The sequence below is a fragment of the Streptomyces sp. MAR4 CNX-425 genome, assembly GCF_048656465.1.
GTDB lineage: Bacteria > Actinomycetota > Actinomycetes > Streptomycetales > Streptomycetaceae > Streptomyces.
Genome location: NZ_JBMDLF010000004.1, coordinates 133,038 through 151,594 on the forward strand (window position 1 = coordinate 133,038; position 18,557 = coordinate 151,594).

Genomic DNA, 18,557 nt, shown 5'->3' on the forward strand with positions numbered 1-18,557 from the left:
TCACGCAGTGCTGTACGGCTCTCGCCCAGCGTGGTCCAGATCACCCCTTCGAGCGATCGGACCGCGCGGTCGCGTCGATCGACGCCAGCGAACGGCGCACCTGGTTGCGGTCGGTCGTGTACCAGAAGTCCGGCATGGAGGCGCGGAGATAGCCGCCGTAACGGGCCGTGGCCAGCCGCGGGTCGAGCACGGCGACGACGCCGCGGTCGGCCGTCGTCCGGACCAGCCGGCCCGCGCCCTGCGCCATCAGCAGCGCGGCGTGCGTCGCCGCGACCGCCATGAAGCCGTTGCCGCCGGCCTTCTCCACCGCCTCCTGCCGCGCGGTGGCCAGCGGGTCGTCGGGGCGCGGGAAGGGGATGCGGTCCATCACGACCAACTGGCAGCCGGCGCCCGGCACATCGACGCCCTGCCACAGCGACAGGCTGCCGAACAGGCACGTCTCCTCGTCGGCCGCGAAGCGCTTGATCAGCTCGCCGAGCGTCTCCTCGCCCTGGAGCAGCACCGGCACGTCGAGCCGGGCGCGCAGCTCCGTGGCCGCCGCCTCGGCCGCGCGCTTGGAGGAGAAGAGCCCCAGCGTGCGCCCGCCGGCCGCCTCCACCAGCTCCGCCAGCTCGTCGAGCATGTCCTTGCGCGTACCGTCCCGGCCGGGGCGCTCCAGGTGCTTCGCGACGTACAGGATGCCCTGCCTGCGGTACTCGAAGGGGGAGCCGACGTCGAGGCCCTTCCAGACCGGGGCGCCCTCCTCACCGCCGCCGCCCTCCGGGGGCAGCCCCAGCGAGGCGCCGATCCCCGCGAAGTCGCCGCCCAGCTTGAGCGTCGCCGAGGTGAGCGTCACCGACCGGTCGCTGAACACCTTCTCGCGCACCAGCCCCGACACCGAAAGCGGCGCCACCCGCAGCGACGCCCCGAAGCGGTCGTGCCGCTCGAACCACACCACGTCGAACTCGGAGCCCTGCGTGATCCGCTCGGCGACCTCCTGCACGTTCTCCACGGAGGCCAGCGCCAGGCGGCGCACCGCGTCCTCGTCCGGCACGGAGGCGTCCCGCGTGGCGCCCAGCGCGGAGATGACCGTACGCGCGGCGTCCCGCAGCGCCATCAGCGCGTACCCCAGGTCCTCCGGGACCGGCTCCAGCCGGCCCGGCAGCGCCAGCTCCAGCAGCCGCTCGAAGCTCTCGGCCGCCGACTGCAGGGCGTCCGCCGCCTGCTCGTTGACGAGCTTCGCCGACAGCCGCACCGCGCGGTTGACCCGGCCCGGCGTCAGCTCGCCGGTCGCCACGCCGGTGACCCGGGAGATCAGCTCGTGCGCCTCGTCGACGATCAGCACCTCGTGCGACGGCAGCACCGGGGCGTCCTCCAGCGCGTCGATGGCCAGCAGCGCGTGGTTCGTGACCACCACCTCCGCCAGCCTGGCCCGCTCGCGCGCCGCCTCCGCGAAGCACTCCGGCCCGTACGCGCAGCGGGCGGCGCCCAGGCACTCGCGGGCCGACACCGACACCTGCGACCAGGCGCGGTCCGAGACGCCCGGCGTCAGCGAGTCCCGGTCGCCGCTCTCCGTCTCGTCCGCCCAGTCGCGCAGCCGCAGCAGATCCTGGCCGAGCTTGCTCGACGGCTGCGACGAGGCGCTCTCGAACGGGTCGAAGAGACCGGAGCCCAGGTCGGGGTCGTCCTGCGGCACGCCCTCGTGCACCCGGTGCAGACACAGGTAGTTCGAGCGGCCCTTCAGCGTCGCGAACTCGGGGCGGCGGCGCAGCCGCGGGTGCAGCGCGTCCACCGTGCGCGGCAGGTCGCGCTCGACGAGCTGCCGTTGCAGCGCCAGCGTCGCGGTGGCGATCACGACCCGCCCGCCGTGCGCGAGCGCGGGCACCAGATACCCCAGCGACTTGCCGGTCCCCGTCCCGGCCTGCGCCAGGAGGTGCGAGCCGTCCTCGATCGCCGCCGCGACCGCCTCGGCCATCCGCACCTGGCCCTCCCGCTCCACGCCGCCGACGGCGCTCACCGCCGCATGGAGTAGTCCGCGCAGCTCGCCGCGGTCGTCGGGGGTGTCGTGGTCGGGGGGGTCGCCGTCGGTGGGCGCGAGGGCGTTCTGGTCTGCCATGGCTCGCCACCCTAAGGGGCGGCACCGACAGTGACGGCCGTCACGTCGGGTGAAGGGGGTTGGGTACGGTGCCGTCGACGGCGGCGTGCGGCCGCCGGGGCCGGTCGCGGTAGCCGTCGAGGTAGAGCCGGTTGCGGTTCAGGCACAGCCGGCCGATGCGCGGCGCCAGCAGGTCGAAGAGCGCGAAGCGGTCCGCCAGCTCCGGGAACCGCCGCTGGTAGCGCAGGATCTCCGCCCGTACGAGGCCGAAGAACTCCGCCTCCGGCACGCCCAGCTCGTCCGCGCACAGCGGCGCCAGATAGCGGAAGACGCCGACGAACAGCCCGGAGTGGATGAACTGCGGCAGGAACTCCGGCGGCTCGGTCAGCAGCGTGCGGCGCACGTCGTCCGGCATCCCGGCGTGCTCGGGCAGCGGCTCGGCGCTGACGTTGACGTCGTCGACGAAGTCCTTGACCGCCAGCCGCACCGGCACGTCCGCGCCGTCGAAGACCACCACGGCGTTCTCGCCGTGCGGCGAGAAGACGGTGCCGTAGCGGTACAGGAAGTGCAGCAGCGGCGGCAGCAGGGCGGCGAAGAGCCGCGCCAGCCACGCCGCCGGCGCCAGCCCGGACCGGCGTACCAGCTCCGCCGTCAGCGAACGCCCGCCGGCGTCCGTCCACAGCAGCGCCGCCAGCGTCCGGGCCCGCTCCCCGGCGTCCAGCAGCGGGCCGATCGGCTCCCGCCAGATGCAGCCCAGCAGCTCGCGGTACTGGTACGGGACGGCCGGCAGCGCGTCGTAGAGCGGATGCCGCACCGTCACGCTCGCCGTCTCGCCGAGCAGCACCACGCGCGTCTCCCCGGCGAGGAACGGGTCGGCGTCGCGCAGCCCGTGCACCCAGCGGGTCACCGCGGGGGCGGCGAGGGTGCGCTCGGTGGGCAGGCCGCGCCAGACCAGGGTGTTGAGCACGGACAGCGGCAGCTTGACGGAGCGCGCGTGCGGGCGGCTGAGGTTGAGGAACGTACGGACCGACTGCTGCGGCAGCCACACGTCGGGCGGGCCGCCGGCGGCCGGCAGCGGGATCACCAGCCCGGCGGCGACCTGCGGCGCGTAGAGCGTGGCGACGGTCTCGTCCCACTGCCAGGGGTGCACCGGCAGCCACAGGTACGCGCCCGGGTCCCGGCCGGCCGCGGTGACCGCGCCGGCGAACGACGCGCGCGTGTCCGCGCCCAGCTCCTCCGCGTACAGCTGCTCGGGGCGGGCCAGGGCGGGCACCCCGCGGTACTCGGCGAGGGAGCGGTGCACCGCCAGCCACGGCAGCCGCCGCGGGACGCGGGCCTCGGGGGCGTAGGCGGCGGCGTCGGCCGCGGAGAAGCCGACGCGGCCCTTGTTGGCGACGAGCCACGGGTGGCCGGTCTGGTGGCCCTCCAGCTCGGCGTAGCCGAGGTCGGCGAGGCGGGCGGCGGACGGGGCGCCGCGGGCGAGGCGGACGTCGGCGGCGAGGGTGGCGGTCAGCTCGCGGATCAGGTGGCCGGTGGTGTCGCCGGCCAGCCGCAGGAGCCCGTCGTGGGCGCGGGCGAGGAAGCGCAGCGGGTCGCCGTCGGGGGTGAGGGAGGCGGGGTCGACGCGCCAGTGGCCGTACGAGCCGCGGCGGGCGGTGAAGCGGTACGTGACGTCGTCGGCGACGGCCAGGCGGTAGGGGCGCGGGGCGGTGTCGCCGGGCGCGGGTCCGGGGGCGGGGGCGGAGCCGGGTTCCGGCTCCGGCTCGACTATGCCCTCGTAGGCGAACTCGCCGAGCATCTTGGCCAGCAGCCGGCGGGCGGCCGGATCCCAGTCGGTTCCGTGGGTGGTGGTGTTCGCGGCGTCGGACAAGGGCGTGGGCTCCTCTCCGTTCTCCGTAACTAGGACAGCGGGCGCTCGCGGACCATCAGCGCCGCCCGCTTGTCGGGCAGGGCCAGCTCCGCCCGGAAGTGGAAACCGGCGTTCAGGAACGCGGCGACCGACGGCACGTTGTGCACGTCCGGCTCCGCGAGCACGCGCGCGCACGGCGGGGCGTTGTCGAACACGAGGTCGCTGACCGCGCGGATCAGCAGGCTGCCCAGGCCGCGGCCCCGGTCGGCGCCGTCGCCGACGAGCAGATGGACACCCGTGTCGTACGGGCGCGCGCGGTAGTGGCGGGCGAGGGGGTCGAGGTCGGCGCGGTACAGCTCGAAGTAGCTCATCCGCACCCCGCCGAGCACGCCGAAACAGGGCACGCTGTGCCCCGTGCCGCACTGCGCGCGCACGTGCCGCGCGGTGACCTCCACGGGGCCGTCGAGCTTCCAGAACGCGGCCACGGCGGGGTCGTTCATCCACCGGTGCAGCAGCGCCACGTCGCGCCGGGCGTCGCCGGGGTCGACGGGTTCGAGGCGGAACGGGCCGGCGGGGGTTTCGGCGGACGGCCAGCCGGCGACGGGGTACGGGGCGGCGGGCCGGGCGGCTTCCTCCCGGAGAAGCCGCGCGAGGCCGACGCCGAAGTCGATGGTGTCGTCGGGGAGCAGCTCCGGGGGCCTGGCGGGGGCCGGGGGATCGGGGGGCACGGGAGCCTCTTTCTCGTCTTGTCGTCTTCTCGTCTCGTCGTCCACGTCGTCGTACGGAGGCCGCGCGTCATCCGTGCGGCGGGGGAGCGGGGGCGGTCAGGGGGACAGCGGGTTGGGGACGGTGACGTACACGGACTGCGTGTCCACCGGGCCGACCAGCTCGTCCAGGCCGTGCACCCGGGTCAGCAGGTTGGCCTTGCAGCGCAGCGTCCCGCCGCCGAGCAGCCGCTCGGCAAGCGCGCTCCGGCCCCCGTCCGGGCCGCCGCCCGCGGCGGACTGCTCCAGGAAGCGGCGGAAGGCGGCGAGGAGCACGCGCTCGTCGACGAGCCCCGCCGCGCCGAACGCGCCGACCAGGCCGAGGACGTTGTTGACGCCGACGTAGTACGCGAAGCGCTCGTCGGTCACGTCGTCCGGGACGAACGTGTCGCTGGCGGCGCCCAGCCCCGGCAGCCGGCGGTCCAGGGCGGCGCGGTGGGACTCGCGGAAGTAGTACCCCTGGTTGTCCCGGTAGCGGCCGCCGGCCGGCCAGCCGTCCCGGTCGAGCAGCAGCACGGTGTTCTGCTGGTGCGCCTCAAGCGCCACGCCCGCCTCGGAGTCCAGCCACATCACGGGCCGTACGACCACCTCCAGATAGCGCAGGAACCACTCGGCGGCCACCGCGGACGTCCTCCGCCCGGTGCGGCCGGCGAGCTCCTCGACGACGTCCTCCAGCCGCGAGCGCATCGCGCCCGCCGGCGACCGGGGCACCGGCGACGTCAGCGCCGCGACGCACACCGCGTCGTCCCCCGCCCCGAACGGCTGGTGCCGTACGACCGCGTCCAGACCCGCGACGGGCTCGCCTTCCGGGGTGTCGACGGCCAGCCACGCCGGATCGCGTACGACGTCGAAACCCGGCGCGCCCGGCAGGCCGCCGGGGAAGGCCGCCTGCCACTCCTTGCCCAGGCCGGAGCGCAGCAGCCGGTGCACCTCCGTGCCGCGGTGCAGCTCCTTGCGGAGGTTCTCGCGGCGCGAGTTGGTGATCCGGACGCCGAGCGACAGCTTCAGCATCGCGGGGGCGCCCGGGCGGTACAGGGTCCGCACCGAGGCGGTCGGGTGCCAGGGATCGCCGTACGGGCCCAGGTCGCGCACCAGACCGGCGTCGAACAGCGCCCCGGCGTCGGGGCGTTCGCGCAGCTCCCGGGCCTGCCACGGGTGCACCGGCAGCGGCGTGCAGCCCGGCGGCACCCGCAGTCCGGGGCCCGCCAGCCGGGCGGCCAGCTCGCGCGCGGGTACGCCCCTGCCCCGCTCGGTCCACGCCGAGTCGCCGGCGAGGACGCCGTCGTGGACGGCCAGCCAGTGCAGCGGGAAGCTGCCGCGCAGCTCCGGCGAGTAGCGCCGGGACTCGGCCTCCGACAGCCCCTCGCGGCTCTTGGGCGTGGGATGCAGGGGATGGCCGAGGAGCAGGGACTGCTCGCCGGCCAGGAACGGGTCGGCGGTCGCGGGCGTCGGCTCCGCGCGGCGGGCGGCGAGGAACACCGCGGTGTGGCGCACCGAGTCGGCGACCCGGCCCACGAGGTCGGCACCCCCGCCGGACGGGCCGGGGGCGGTGCGGCCGCGCGTCCCGCCGGCGCCGCCCGCCCGCGCGGCCGCGTACGCCGCCTCCCGGCCCAGCAGCGACGCCAGCGTCACGGCGTCCACCGGCGGCGCGTCCACGGGGGCGCCGTGCAGCACGGGCCGCCCGAAGCGGTGCCAGCCGGCCGCCGACCAGTACCGCACGGGGACGCGCAGGCACGCCCCGCTGGCGGGCAGCAGCAGCCGCAGGGTGCCGTTCTCCGGCGCCGCCACGCCCTGCTCCCGCACCCAGCAGCGCAGCAGGTTCTCGGCGGCGGCCGCGTCGGCGGCGACCCGGGCGTCCGGATGCTCCAGCGGGTCCGGCGCGGGCCGCCCGCCGCCGGCCTCGGTGCCCCGCCGGTCCTGGCGGGGCACGGCGGGCCCGATGAGCCGGGCCGGCCGCCGGTGCACCGGGGACCGGCCGCTGTCGGCCGGGAGTTCGTCGCCGGCGGGCTTCGCGTTCACAGACGTGCACCTCGGGATGGGTCGCGTACGGGTCTGCATCCCCCGCACTACCAACGACCCACCCGCCGCCGGAACACGGCCGCCGGCAAGATCCTTGGCCGGGCGGGAACCACGGGGCCCGTGGGAGCCGTCCACCACGGCACCGGCATAGTGGGGGCTCGTGTCCGGCAGGGACACCTGAGCCGAGAAACTGGGGGAGTCGATCCATGCCCGCCAACGGGAAACGTCGTATACCGAGGAACGCGCTGGCCGCGGCGGCGCTCGCCGTCACGCTGGCGCTGACCGCGGGCGCCTGCGAGGACGGCGAGAGCGACGTCGGCGCCGACGACAAGCAGCAGGAACAGCAGTCGCAGGCGCCCGAGAACGACGAGCTGAAGCTCCCCGACGGGCTTCCGGACTCGCTGAAGGATCTCGACCTCGACAAGTGGCGGGACGGCGGCTGGCAGGAGTGGGCCGAGGAGGACTGGCTGCGCGACGCGCGCGAGTTCATCAACCCGATCATCGAGGACCTGTGGGACGCGGACCGGATGTGGGACGCGGAGCAGCCGCCGGCCCGGATCGACGAGAACGACGTCTCGGAGGACCAGGGCGTCACCGACCCGGAGCCGCAGCCGGTGGAGGCCGCGGAGGCGGCCACGCCGTACACGGAGTCGAACCCGGCCTCGGGCAAGATCTTCTTCGACACCCCGGAGGGCCCGATGGTCTGCTCCGGCACCGTGGTCGCCGACCCGGCCAACCCGGGCAAGTCCAACCTGGTCGCCACCGCCGGCCACTGCGTGCACAAGGGCGCCGACGGCGGCTGGTGGCGCAACATCATCTTCGTGCCCTCCTTCAACCCCGAGGGCAAGACCCTGGCCGAGCTGGAGGCCGAGCAGGCCACGGAGGCGGAGATCGCGCCGCAGGGCACGTTCTGGGCCGAGGAGGCCCGCACCACCGACGAGTGGATCTCCCAGGGCAAGACGCAGGGCGGCGTGGGCGCCCCGTACGACTTCGCCGTGATGAAGGTGCAGCCGAAGGACGGCGGCAGCGAATCCCTTGAGGAGACCGTCGGCGCCGCCGTGCCCGTCTGGTTCGACGCGCCGGCCGTGCAGGACGTGGGTGACGTGACCGCCACCGGCTACCCGCAGGCCGCGCCGTACGACGGCGCGCGCATGTACTCCTGCACCGACGCGCCGGGCCGGCTGTCGATCCAGGCGGCGCAGCCCACCATGTACCGCATCGGCTGCACCATGACCGCCGGCTCCTCCGGCGGCGGCTGGACCGCGACGAACGACGGCGAGGAACAGCTCGTGTCCGTCACGTCCATCGGCCCGCTCCAGGCCACCTGGCTGGCGGGGCCGCGGCTCGACAAGGAGGCCGAGGAGGTCTTCAACCAGGTGAGCGGCGGCTGAGCCCCGCCCTCGTACGGCCGGACGCGAGGGCGCCCGGCGCACGGTGACCGGCGGCGCGCCGGGCTCCCCGCGGGAGCCCGGCGCGCTGGCCGTCGCGTGCCCCGGTTTGGCAGGATCGCCGCGTGGGTCCCTCGCTCCCGTCCCTCCTCCACCGCCCCGGCGGCCCCGGCCGGCGCCGGGCGCTGCGGGCCGCCGTCGCGACGGCGGCCGTGCTCGGGCTGCTCCTGTGGTGGCTGCTGCCGCTGGGCGGCGACGGACACCAGGACGGGAAGGTGGTCTTCGCCACGGGGGTGCGCTCCGGCGTCTACGCGGAGTACGGCCGGCTGCTGCGCGAAGGTCTCGCCCGGGACGAGCCGGGCCTGGACGTCCGGCTGCACCCCAGCGAGGGGTCCGTCGACAACCTGCGGAAGGTCACCGCGGGGCGGGCCGACTTCGCCATCGCCGCCGCCGACTCGGTGGCCACGTACCGGCGCGACCGGCTGCCCGGCTGGCAGCGGCTGCGCGCGGTGGCCCGGCTCTACGACGACTACGTGCAACTCGTCGTCCTGCGCGACTCGCCCGTCCGGCGCGCCGCCGACCTGCGCGGCCTCCGGGTGGGGGTGGGCGAGGACGGCTCCGGTGTCCAACTGATCACCCGGCGGCTGCTGTCGGCGGCCGGCCTCGACTTCGACGACGACGTCACGGCGGTGCGCAAGGGCCTGAACTCGCTGCCGGAGCTGCTGCGCGACCGGGAGATCGACGCCTTCTTCTGGTCGGGCGGGCTGCCCACGGAGGCCGTCGAGCGGCTGGCGGACCGGGCCAGGATCAAGCTCGTACCGCTCGGCGGCCTGCTCGGAGCCCTGCACGCCCAGGGCGAGCTCTCCCGCTACTACCGGGCCGCGGTGATGCCGCCCGACGCCTACCCCACGGTGCAGCGGGACACCGCGGTGCCGACGCTCGCGGTGGCGAACCTGCTGGTCACCACCGAGCAGGAGGACCCGCGGCTGACGGAGAGCGTGACGAGCACGGTGATAAGGGACCGGGACCGGATCGGCCGCGTGGTGCACGCGGCGCAGCGGGTCGACCTGCGCACCGCGGTGTTCACCGACCCGCTGGAGCTGCACGAGGGGGCGGCGCGCTACTACCGGCAGGAGAAGCCGTAGCGCCGGGAGCGGGAAGGGGCGCCGGGGCACACGGGGTGCGGATGTGGCGGGTGCTTCGGGTTGACACCAAAATCGAACATCGATTCCCATGGGGGATCGGCCGGGTTTTCCACAGGCCGGCCCCGGCGTGAGGCGTGTTGTCAGTGGCAGGCGCTAGCGTCGTTGACGTGAAGCGATCGAATCAGACATCCCGGGTGGAACCCATGGCAGCGACTGACCGCGAGAAGGCGCTCGACGCCGCACTCGCCCAGATTGAACGGCAATTCGGCAAGGGTGCCGTGATGCGTCTCGGCGAGCGGCCGAACGAGCCCGTGGAAGTCATCCCCACCGGGTCGACCGCTCTCGACGTCGCGCTCGGCGTGGGCGGGCTGCCGCGCGGCCGCGTGGTGGAGGTGTACGGCCCGGAGTCCTCCGGAAAGACGACCCTGACGCTCCACGCGGTGGCCAACGCCCAGCGGGCCGGCGGCACGGTGGCGTTCGTGGACGCGGAGCACGCCCTCGACCCGGAGTACGCGAAGAAGCTCGGCGTCGACATCGACTCGCTCATCCTCTCCCAGCCCGACAACGGCGAACAGGCGCTGGAGATCGCGGACATGCTGGTCCGCTCCGGCGCGCTCGACCTGATCGTCATCGACTCGGTCGCGGCCCTCGTGCCGCGCGCGGAGATCGAGGGCGAGATGGGCGACTCGCACGTCGGCCTCCAGGCCCGGCTGATGAGCCAGGCCCTGCGGAAGATCACCAGCGCGCTGAACCAGTCGAAGACCACCGCGATCTTCATCAACCAGCTGCGCGAGAAGATCGGCGTGATGTTCGGCTCGCCCGAGACCACCACCGGCGGCAAGGCGCTCAAGTTCTACGCCTCGGTGCGCCTGGACATCCGGCGCATCGAGACGCTCAAGGACGGCACGGAGCCCGTCGGCAACCGCACCCGCGTCAAGGTCGTGAAGAACAAGGTCGCGCCGCCCTTCAAGCAGGCCGAGTTCGACATCCTCTACGGGCAGGGCATCAGCCGCGAGGGCGGCCTGATCGACATGGGCGTGGAGCACGGCTTCATCCGCAAGTCCGGCGCGTGGTACACGCACGAGGGCGACCAGCTCGGCCAGGGCAAGGAGAACGCCCGGACGTTCCTGAAGGACAACCCCGACCTGGCGGACGAGATCGAGAGGCGGATCAAGGAGAAGCTGGGAATCGGCCCGCAGCCGGAGAACGCGGACGGCGAGCCGGCCGCCGCGGACGCGGCGGGCGTCACCGAGGCGGCGGCCGCGGACGGTGCCGCCCCGGCGGGGAAGAAGACGGTGCCGCCTCCGGCCAAGACCGCGAAGGCGGCCAAGGCCGCGGCCAAGAGCTGACCCGTGGTCCGGCGCACCGACTGGCCGCTGCCGCCCCAGGACGATGGCCGCCCCCCGTTCGGGGGCGGCCCGGAGGACCCCGCGGAGTCGCCGGATCCGGTGGACCCCGAGGAGACGGCGCCCGGCGCCGCCCGGCGGGCGGGGCGCGGGCGGTCACGGGGCCGTCGGGGACCGGCCGGGGAGCGGGGCCGGGAGCCGTCGCAGAGCCCGGAGGAGCGGGCCCGGGCGATCTGCCTGCGCCTGCTCACCGGCTCGCCGCGGACGCGCAGGCAGCTCGCGGACGCGCTGGCCAAGCGGGACGTCGACGCGGAGGTGGCGGCGGCGGTGCTGGACCGTCTGGAAGGGGCCGGGCTGATCGACGACGCGGCGTTCGCGGGCGCCTGGGTGGAGTCCCGGCACCACGGCCGGGGCCTCGCCCGCCGCGCGCTCGCGCGCGAACTGCGCACCCGGGGCGTGGCGGCCGCGGTGGTCGACGAGGCGGTGGGCCGGCTCGACGCGGACACCGAGGAGGAGACCGCCCGCGAGCTGGTCGCCCGCAAGCTCCGCGCCACTCGCGGCCTCGACCGGGACAGGCGCATCCGCCGCCTGGCGGGCGTGCTGGCCCGCCGGGGGTACGGGGAAGGGCTGGCCCTCCGGGTCGTGCGCGAGGCGCTGGAGGCGGAGGGCGAGGACACGGACGGCCTGCTGGAGGACTGAGCCGGCGCGCACGCGGGCCGGTCCGCGTGGCCGGCCGCCGCCGCGGCCGGTTCGCGCTGCTCCACGCCGCGCCGAGCGCGGCGGGCCCGGGGCCGGGTGCCCGGGCCGGGTGTGCCGTACCGGGGCGTCAGACCCGGCGGAGGACGGCGACGACCTTGCCGAGGATGGTGGCCTCGTCGCCCGGGATCGGCTGGTACGCGGCGTTGTGCGGCAGCAGCCACACGTGGCCGTCCTCGCGCTTGAACCGCTTGACCGTGGCCTCGCCGTCCAGCATCGCGGCGACGATGTCGCCGTTCTCCGCGACCGGCTGGCGCCGCACCGCGACCCAGTCGCCGTCGCAGATCGCCGCGTCGATCATCGAGTCACCGACGACCTTGAGCACGAACAGCTCGCCGTCGCCGACGAGCTGCCGCGGCAGCGGGAAGACGTCCTCGACGGACTCCTCGGCGAGGATCGGCCCGCCGGCGGCGATCCGGCCGACCAGGGGGACGTACGACGCGGCGGGCTTGCCCGTGGTGTCGGCGGCGGCCTGGCCGGCGGGGGTCTCCGCGCCCCGCACCTCGTACGCCCGGGGCCGGTGCGGGTCCCGGCGCAGAAAGCCCTTGCGCTCCAGCGCCATCAGCTGGTGCGCCACGGAGGAGGTGGAGGAGAGGCCCACGGCCTGGCCGATCTCGCGCATCGACGGAGGGTAGCCCCGGCGCTGCACCGAGTCGCGGATGACCTCGATGACCCGGCGCTGCCGCTCGGTGAGCCCCGAGCTGTCGGCCCTGATGCCGGGCGGACGTCCCGGCAGGGAGCGCTTGGGTGGCTGCCCGTCGCCCTCGCGGCCGTCCCCGGGCGTCGGCGGGAGCTGCTGCTCGGCTCCTTGCGGGGGCCGTTCGTGGGTGGCGATGGCGGTGGTGTCTGCGGTGGTGGTCACGGCTGCGGCCCCTCTCGACACGGGTCTCTCTCTCGTAGGACAACGGTAGTTGCTTTCGAAAGGTTGCGCCAAACACACGTTCGAGTGAAAAATTTCGGTTTCGCTACCGTGATCCATCAAGTGGGTGTAGTGCGCTGGCCGGCGGCCGCCCGCGGCCCGTCCCGGCCCGCCCCCTGCGGGGGTGCCGCCCCGGCCCGCCCGTCCCCCGGAGGGCCGTCCCCGCGGCCGCCGTCCAGTTTGTCACCCTCGCCCCACCCGTGTCGCCGGTGGCGCGCTCCCGTAGGCTGCCGATATCTCCGCCCGGTCCCGCGGCGCCGCAACACGCTCTCCGGCCTCAATGGCAGCCAAACCCCAGATCTAGTGGTTAGATGGGTGTCAGCGGCCCACAAGTTGTGGTCCCCCTTCCGCTCAGCGGAAGGGCATCCCATATGCTTGGGGTCTGCGCCGGCGAACCGCGGGGGGTCGCCGGACCGACGTGCCGTGCGCGAGAAGGGGAGGGTGGGAGAACGATGCACTGCCCCTTCTGCAGGCACCCCGACAGCCGGGTGGTCGACAGCCGCACCACGGACGACGGCGCCGCGATCCGCCGCCGCCGCCAGTGCCCCGACTGCTCGCGCCGCTTCACCACGGTGGAGACCGCGTCCCTGATGGTCATCAAGCGCAGCGGGGTCACCGAGCCCTTCAGCCGCGCCAAGGTGATCACCGGCGTCCGCAAGGCGTGCCAGGGCCGACCCGTCACCGAGGACGCGCTGGCCCAGCTCGGCCAGCGGGTCGAGGAGGCGATCCGGGCCACCGGCAGCGCCGAGGTCTCCAGCCACGACGTCGGGCTCGCCATACTGGGCCCGCTGCAGGACCTCGATCTCGTCGCCTACCTGCGCTTCGCCTCCGTCTACCGCGCCTTCGACTCCCTTGCGGACTTCGACGACGCCATCACGCAGTTGCGGACCGCGGACAGGCCCCCCGCCGACAGCGGCGGCCCGGACGGACAGGACGGCCAGGCCCCACCTCCCGCGCCGGGCGACCCCGGCGCGCCCGGCCCCGGCCGCAGTCCCGGCCGCGGCGAGGCCCCCGGAGTCCCGTCACCCGGCAGAGCGGCCGGCTGACGCCCACCGCGGGCCACCCGTCATCCACACCCGGCCGGGGCGCGGCGCGACGCGCCGGCTCCCGGCGGAACAAGCAGATCAAGAACAGGAACCGTGCCCGGGAAGACGCGGGCACACCAGGGCGTTCACGCCCGTAGAGGGAGGCGGCATGACAGAGACGACGAGCGGCCCGGCGCGCAGTTCCCGCAAGGGCGGCGCCAAGGGGAACAAGGGCCTGCGCATCGAGCGAATCCACACCACCCCCGGTATGCACCCGTACGACGAGGTGGAGTGGGCGCGCCGTGACGTCGTCATGACCAACTGGCGCGACGGTTCGGTCAACTTCGAGCAGCACGGCGTGGAGTTTCCCGAGTTCTGGGAGGCCAACGCCGTCAACATCGTCACGAGCAAGTACTTCCGGGGTGCGGTGGGCACCCCGCGGCGGGAGACCAGCCTCAAGCAGGTCATCGACCGGATCGTGAAGACCTACCGCAAGGCCGGCGAGGACCACAGGTACTTCGCCTCGCCCGCGGACGCCGAGATCTTCGAGCACGAGCTGGCCTACGCCCTGCTGCACCAGGTCTTCAGCTTCAACTCGCCGGTGTGGTTCAACGTCGGCACGCCGCAGCCCCAGCAGGTCAGCGCCTGCTTCATCCTCTCCGTCGACGACTCCATGGAGTCGATCCTCGACTGGTACAAGGAAGAGGGGATGATCTTCAAGGGCGGCTCCGGCGCCGGCCTCAACCTCTCCCGTATCCGCTCCAGCAAGGAACTGCTGTCCTCCGGCGGCAACGCCTCCGGGCCCGTCTCCTTCATGCGCGGCGCCGACGCCTCCGCCGGCACCATCAAGTCCGGCGGCGCCACCCGGCGGGCGGCGAAGATGGTCGTGCTCGACGTCGACCACCCCGACATCGAGGCGTTCATCGAGACCAAGGTCAAGGAGGAGGAGAAGATCCGCGCCCTGCGCGACGCGGGCTTCGACATGGACCTCGGGGGCGACGACATCACCTCCGTGCAGTACCAGAACGCCAACAACTCCGTGCGCGTCACCGACGACTTCATGCAGGCCGTCGAGACCGACGCGCAGTTCGGCCTGCGGGCCCGGATGACCGGCGAGGTCATCGAGGAGGTCGGCGCCAGGAAGCTGTTCCGGCAGATGGCCGAGGCCGCGTGGGCCTGCGCCGACCCCGGCATCCAGTACGACGACACCATCAACCACTGGCACACGGCGCCGGAGTCGGGACGTATCAGCGCCTCCAACCCGTGCAGCGAGTACATGCACCTGGACAACACCTCGTGCAACCTCGCCTCGCTGAACCTGATGAAGTTCCTGCGGCAGGACGCCGACGGCCGGCAGAACTTCGAGGTGGAGCGCTTCGCCAAGGTCGTCGAGCTGGTCATCACGGCGATGGACATCTCCATCTGCTTCGCCGACTTCCCGACCCGGAAGATCGGCGAGAACACCCGCGCCTTCCGCCAGCTCGGCATCGGCTACGCCAACCTCGGCGCCCTGCTCATGGCCACCGGCCACGCCTACGACTCCGACGGCGGCCGCGCCCTCGCCGGCGCCATCACCTCCCTGATGACCGGCACCGCCTACAAGCGCTCGGCGCACCTGGCCACCGCCGTCGGCGCGTACGACGGCTACGCCCGCAACGCCGCCGCCCACAAGCGCGTCATGCGGCAGCACGCGGACGCCAACGGCGCCGCCAAGCGGATGGACGACCTGGACACCCCCGTCTGGGCCGCCGCCACCGAGGCCTGGCAGGACGTGGTCCGCCTCGGCGACAAGCACGGCTACCGCAACGCCCAGGCGTCGGTGCTGGCCCCCACGGGGACCATCGGGCTGGCGATGTCGTGCGACACCACCGGCATCGAGCCGGACCTGGCGCTGGTGAAGTTCAAGAAGCTCGTCGGCGGCGGCTCGATGCAGATCGTCAACCAGACGGTGCCGATGGCGCTGAAGCGGCTGGGGTACCAGGACGAGCAGATCGAGGCGGTCGTCGCGCACATCGCCGAGCACGGCAGCGTCGTGAACGCCCCGAGCCTCCGGCCCGAGCACTACGAGATCTTCGACTGCGCCATGGGGGAACGTTCCATCTCCCCGATGGGGCACGTGCGGATGATGGCGGCGACGCAGCCGTTCCTGAGCGGCGCCATCTCCAAGACGGTCAACATGCCCGCGACGAGCACCGTCGAGGACGTCGAGGAGATCTACCTCCAGGGCTGGAAGCTGGGCGTCAAGGCCCTCGCCGTGTACGTGGAGGGCTCGAAGGTCGGCCAGCCGCTGTCGGCGAAGAAGAAGGAGGCCGACAAGGCCGCGGACAAGGCGGAGGAGACGATCCGCGAGGCCGTGGAGAAGGTCGTCGAGTACCGCCCGGTGCGCCGCCGCCTCCCCAAGGGCCGCCCCGGCATCACCACGTCCTTCACCGTCGGCGGCGCCGAGGGCTACATGACCGCCAACTCCTACCCGGACGACGGGCTGGGCGAGGTGTTCCTGAAGATGTCCAAGCAGGGCTCGACCCTCGCGGGCATGATGGACGCCTTCTCGATCGCGGTCTCCGTGGGCCTGCAGTACGGGGTGCCGCTGGAGACGTACGTCTCGAAGTTCACGAACATGCGCTTCGAGCCGGCGGGCATGACGGACGACCCGGACGTGCGGATGGCGCAGTCGATCGTCGACTACATCTTCCGCCGGCTGGCGCTGGACTTCCTGCCGTTCGAGACCCGCTCGGCGCTGGGCATCCACTCCGCGGAGGAGCGCGAGCGCCACCTGGAGACGGGTTCGTACGAGCCGTCGGACGACGAGCTGGACGTCGAGGGCATGGCCCAGTCGGCCCCCCGCGAGCCGGCCACCCGCCCGGCCCCGCCGGTGACGGTCGAGCAGGCGAAGCCGGCCCCGCAGGAGGCGCACACCTCGGCGGAGCTGGTGGAGATGCAGATGGGCATCCAGGCCGACGCGCCGCTGTGCTTCTCGTGCGGCACGAAGATGCAGCGCGCGGGCAGCTGCTACATCTGCGAGGGCTGCGGCTCGACCAGCGGCTGCAGCTGACTCCCGGCGGGGGCGCGCCGCCGCGGCGCGCGGCGTGGCCCCGCGAGGTCGGCTGACCGTCGAGGTTCCGGAGGGGACCGGCCACCGGCCGGTCCCCTCCGGCGCGTCCGCGGCCGGGGAGGCGGCCGCGCCCTCGGCCTCCCCGGAACCGGAGCCGGTCCGCCCCGCGCTGAACGGCGCGCCGGGGGCGTGAACTTGCCTGCGCACGCCGGTGATCGCCGCTGGGCCAGGCCGTACGATAGCGCGGTGCTGGTCAAGTGGATTCGCTGCACCGTGGTGGACCGCCGGGGTTTCGAGCGCGGGCAGCGGAAGTGGGCGGGGCTGCCCGGAGAACCGGGTTTCCGCGGGCAGGGCGGGGGATGGAGCCGGGCGCGCGAGGGCGTGGTGCACCTGGTGGCCTTCTGGGAGAGCAGGGCGCTGTACGACTCGTTCATGGCGCGCTCGCACGACCGGCTCGCGGCGGCCCAGCTGGGGACGTTCAAGGACATGCGGGTGCGGCTCTTCGAGCACCGGATGGACGTGAAGCTGGGGTTCGAGCCGCGCTTCCAGGGCGCCGACGTGATGCGCCTCGCGCACTGCCGCGTGCACGAGGAGCGCGTGGAGCACTTCACACTGATGCAGGAGAAGGTGTGGAATCCGGCGATGGCGGGGTCGCCGGGCATGCTGCGGGGGGTGCTGGGGCAGTCGGAGGAGGGCGACTTCCTGGTGCTGTCGCTGTGGGCGTCGGCGGCCGAGCACGGCAAGTACCGCGAGGAGCGCGTGGAGCGGCTGGCGCTGCGCGCGCAGACCGCGGCGGACGTGGCGGCGCTGGCGGGGGACGTGGTGGATCTGGAGTCGTCCTGGACCGTCTGACCCGCGCGCCCGGCCGCTACGCTGTGCCCGAGATGACTCCGGACCACGCCCCCGCCCCGCCGCCGGACCCGTCCGCGGCACCGGCCCCGGACCCGTCGCCCGCCGCGGCCCAGGACCCCGCGTCCGCCCCGGCCGGACCGGGCCGGGACGCCGGCGCGCCCGACCGTACGGGCGGCGCGTGCCTGCCCGACGCGCGCCTCGCGCGCGCCCTCGCGAGCCTGCGCGGGCTGGCGGTCGGCGACGCGCTCGGCTCCCGGTACTCCGAGCCCGGCAACTACCCGCTGCTGGCCCGCCGCGAGCTGCCGCCCGCGCCGTGGTGCTGGACGGACGACACGGAGATGGCGTCCTCGGTGGTGGCGGTGCTCGCCGCGCACGGCCGCGTCGATCAGGACGCGCTGGCGGCGTCGTTCGCCGGCCGGCAGAACGCCGGCGGGCCCCGCGGCTACGGGCGGGCGGTGAACCGGATCCTGGGCCAGGTGCGCGAGGGCGCGGACTGGCGCCGGCTCGCCGCCGCCCTCTTCGACGGGCAGGGCTCCTGGGGCAACGGGGCGGCGATGCGGGTGGCGCCGCTGGGCGCCTGGTACGCGGAGGACGTGGAAGAGGCGGTGCGGCAGGCGGAGGTCTCGTCGTACGTCACCCACCAGCACCGCGAGGCCGTCACGGGCTGCATGGCGGTGGCCGCCGCGGCGGCGCTGGCCGCCGGCGCCCGCGTCGGCGCCCCCGGCGCCCCCGGCACTCTCGGCACTCTCGGCTCCGGCGCCGCCGGCCCGGCCGCCGGCGCCGCGCTGCTCGACCGGGTGATCGCACTCGTGCCGCGCAGCGCCGTCGCCCAGGGCCTGCGCCGCGCGCGGGACATGCTCGACTACGACGACGTCGCCACCGTCGCCGCCGTGCTGGGCAACGGCCGCCGCACCAGCGCGCACGACACCGTGCCCTTCGCCCTCTGGTCGGCGGCCCGGCACCTGGGCGACTTCCCGGGCGCGTTCTGGGCGACGGCGCAGGCCGGCGGGGACGTGGACACCACGTGCGCGATCGTCGGCGGCGTGTTCGCGGGCGCGGCGGCCGGTGCGCCGCCCGCGGCGTGGGTACGGGACACGGAGCCGCTGCCGGAGTGGGTTCCGGCGGTCGCGGAGACATGACGGTCCCCGGCCGCGCCGGTACCGCGCGGCCGCGGGCCCGCGCGTCGTCGGCGCGGGCCCGCGGCGCGGCGGGGAGGACCGGGTGCGGAGCGGAGCCTCCCCGGCACGTACCGGGGGCGGAGCCCGCGGGGTGCGCCGGCGGGCCGGTGGTGTCCGTACCGGCCGCGTCTTCGTACGCGTCCTCGCGCACGCCGCCGTCCGGGACGGGGCACACCGGTGGCCCCGCCCC

General features: G+C 74.6%; 13 protein-coding genes. 8 read left to right on the forward strand and 5 right to left on the reverse strand.

Annotation, left to right across the window (positions count from 1 at the left end):
- Positions 1-40 precede the first annotated feature (40 nt).
- The 4 genes from ACHZ99_RS13665 to ACHZ99_RS13680 form a co-directional block, all read right to left on the reverse strand.
- The gene (locus ACHZ99_RS13665; RefSeq protein WP_420304797.1) at positions 41-2,095 is read right to left on the reverse strand and encodes an ATP-dependent DNA helicase; all 2,055 of its coding nucleotides are present in this window, start codon (positions 2,093-2,095) and stop codon (positions 41-43) included.
- A 40-nt stretch (positions 2,096-2,135) separates the two neighbouring features.
- A complete protein-coding gene (locus ACHZ99_RS13670; RefSeq protein ID WP_420304798.1) occupies positions 2,136-3,944 on the reverse strand; it encodes an IucA/IucC family protein in 1,809 nt (602 codons plus the stop codon).
- A gap of 29 nt (positions 3,945-3,973) precedes the next feature.
- Positions 3,974-4,651 carry a GNAT family N-acetyltransferase gene (locus ACHZ99_RS13675; protein WP_420304799.1) on the reverse strand — a complete coding sequence of 226 codons (678 nt, stop codon included), beginning with the start codon at positions 4,649-4,651 and terminating at the stop codon, positions 3,974-3,976.
- Positions 4,652-4,747: 96 nt separating this feature from the next.
- Entirely contained in the window at positions 4,748-6,706 is a 1,959-nt protein-coding gene (locus tag ACHZ99_RS13680) for an IucA/IucC family protein (RefSeq protein ID WP_420304800.1), read from the reverse strand.
- 206 nt (positions 6,707-6,912) lie between these two features.
- On the opposite strand from ACHZ99_RS13680, the gene ACHZ99_RS13685 reads away from it, so the two are divergent.
- The 4 genes from ACHZ99_RS13685 to recX all read left to right on the forward strand — a co-directional run bounded on the left by ACHZ99_RS13685 (position 6,913) and on the right by recX (position 11,284).
- A complete protein-coding gene (locus tag ACHZ99_RS13685) occupies positions 6,913-8,097 on the forward strand; it encodes a trypsin-like serine peptidase (protein ID WP_420304801.1) in 1,185 nt (394 codons plus the stop codon).
- A 122-nt stretch (positions 8,098-8,219) separates the two neighbouring features.
- Complete coding sequence (locus ACHZ99_RS13690; RefSeq protein WP_420304802.1) at positions 8,220-9,239, forward strand: TAXI family TRAP transporter solute-binding subunit; 1,020 nt, start codon at positions 8,220-8,222, stop codon at positions 9,237-9,239.
- Positions 9,240-9,442: 203 nt separating this feature from the next.
- Entirely contained in the window at positions 9,443-10,588 is a 1,146-nt protein-coding gene (gene recA, locus ACHZ99_RS13695; RefSeq protein WP_420304803.1) for a recombinase RecA, read from the forward strand.
- A gap of 3 nt (positions 10,589-10,591) precedes the next feature.
- Positions 10,592-11,284, forward strand: coding sequence for a recombination regulator RecX (gene recX, locus ACHZ99_RS13700; RefSeq protein WP_420304804.1), 693 nt, complete (start codon positions 10,592-10,594; stop codon positions 11,282-11,284).
- A 127-nt stretch (positions 11,285-11,411) separates the two neighbouring features.
- On the opposite strand, the gene lexA is transcribed toward recX, so the two are convergent.
- Positions 11,412-12,203, reverse strand: coding sequence for a transcriptional repressor LexA (lexA, locus tag ACHZ99_RS13705; RefSeq protein ID WP_420304805.1), 792 nt, complete (start codon positions 12,201-12,203; stop codon positions 11,412-11,414).
- A gap of 509 nt (positions 12,204-12,712) precedes the next feature.
- Between lexA and nrdR the strand changes: the two genes are divergently transcribed.
- The 4 genes from nrdR (at position 12,713) to ACHZ99_RS13725 (ending at position 18,328) form a co-directional block, all read left to right on the forward strand.
- Complete coding sequence (gene nrdR / locus ACHZ99_RS13710) at positions 12,713-13,306, forward strand: transcriptional regulator NrdR (protein ID WP_420304806.1); 594 nt, start codon at positions 12,713-12,715, stop codon at positions 13,304-13,306.
- 148 nt (positions 13,307-13,454) lie between these two features.
- Positions 13,455-16,337: a vitamin B12-dependent ribonucleotide reductase gene (locus tag ACHZ99_RS13715; protein ID WP_420304807.1), complete on the forward strand. Its 2,883-nt coding sequence runs from the start codon at positions 13,455-13,457 to the stop codon at positions 16,335-16,337.
- A 246-nt stretch (positions 16,338-16,583) separates the two neighbouring features.
- Positions 16,584-17,189, forward strand: a complete 606-nt coding sequence (locus ACHZ99_RS13720) for a YdbC family protein (RefSeq protein WP_420304808.1) — start codon at positions 16,584-16,586, stop codon at positions 17,187-17,189.
- Between the two features lie 32 nt (positions 17,190-17,221).
- Positions 17,222-18,328, forward strand: a complete 1,107-nt coding sequence (locus ACHZ99_RS13725) for an ADP-ribosylglycohydrolase family protein (RefSeq protein ID WP_420304809.1) — start codon at positions 17,222-17,224, stop codon at positions 18,326-18,328.
- The last annotated feature ends 229 nt before the right edge of the window (positions 18,329-18,557 follow it).

Coding starts and splice junctions, on each gene's coding strand:
- ACHZ99_RS13715 (WP_420304807.1), top strand. CDS start 13,455: ATGACAGAGACGACGAGCGGCCCGGCGCGCAGTTCCCGCAAGGGCGGC.
- ACHZ99_RS13685 (WP_420304801.1), top strand. CDS start 6,913: ATGCCCGCCAACGGGAAACGTCGTATACCGAGGAACGCGCTGGCCGCG.
- ACHZ99_RS13665 (WP_420304797.1), bottom strand. CDS start 2,095: ATGGCAGACCAGAACGCCCTCGCGCCCACCGACGGCGACCCCCCCGAC.
- ACHZ99_RS13725 (WP_420304809.1), top strand. CDS start 17,222: ATGACTCCGGACCACGCCCCCGCCCCGCCGCCGGACCCGTCCGCGGCA.
- nrdR (WP_420304806.1), top strand. CDS start 12,713: ATGCACTGCCCCTTCTGCAGGCACCCCGACAGCCGGGTGGTCGACAGC.
- recA (WP_420304803.1), top strand. CDS start 9,443: ATGGCAGCGACTGACCGCGAGAAGGCGCTCGACGCCGCACTCGCCCAG.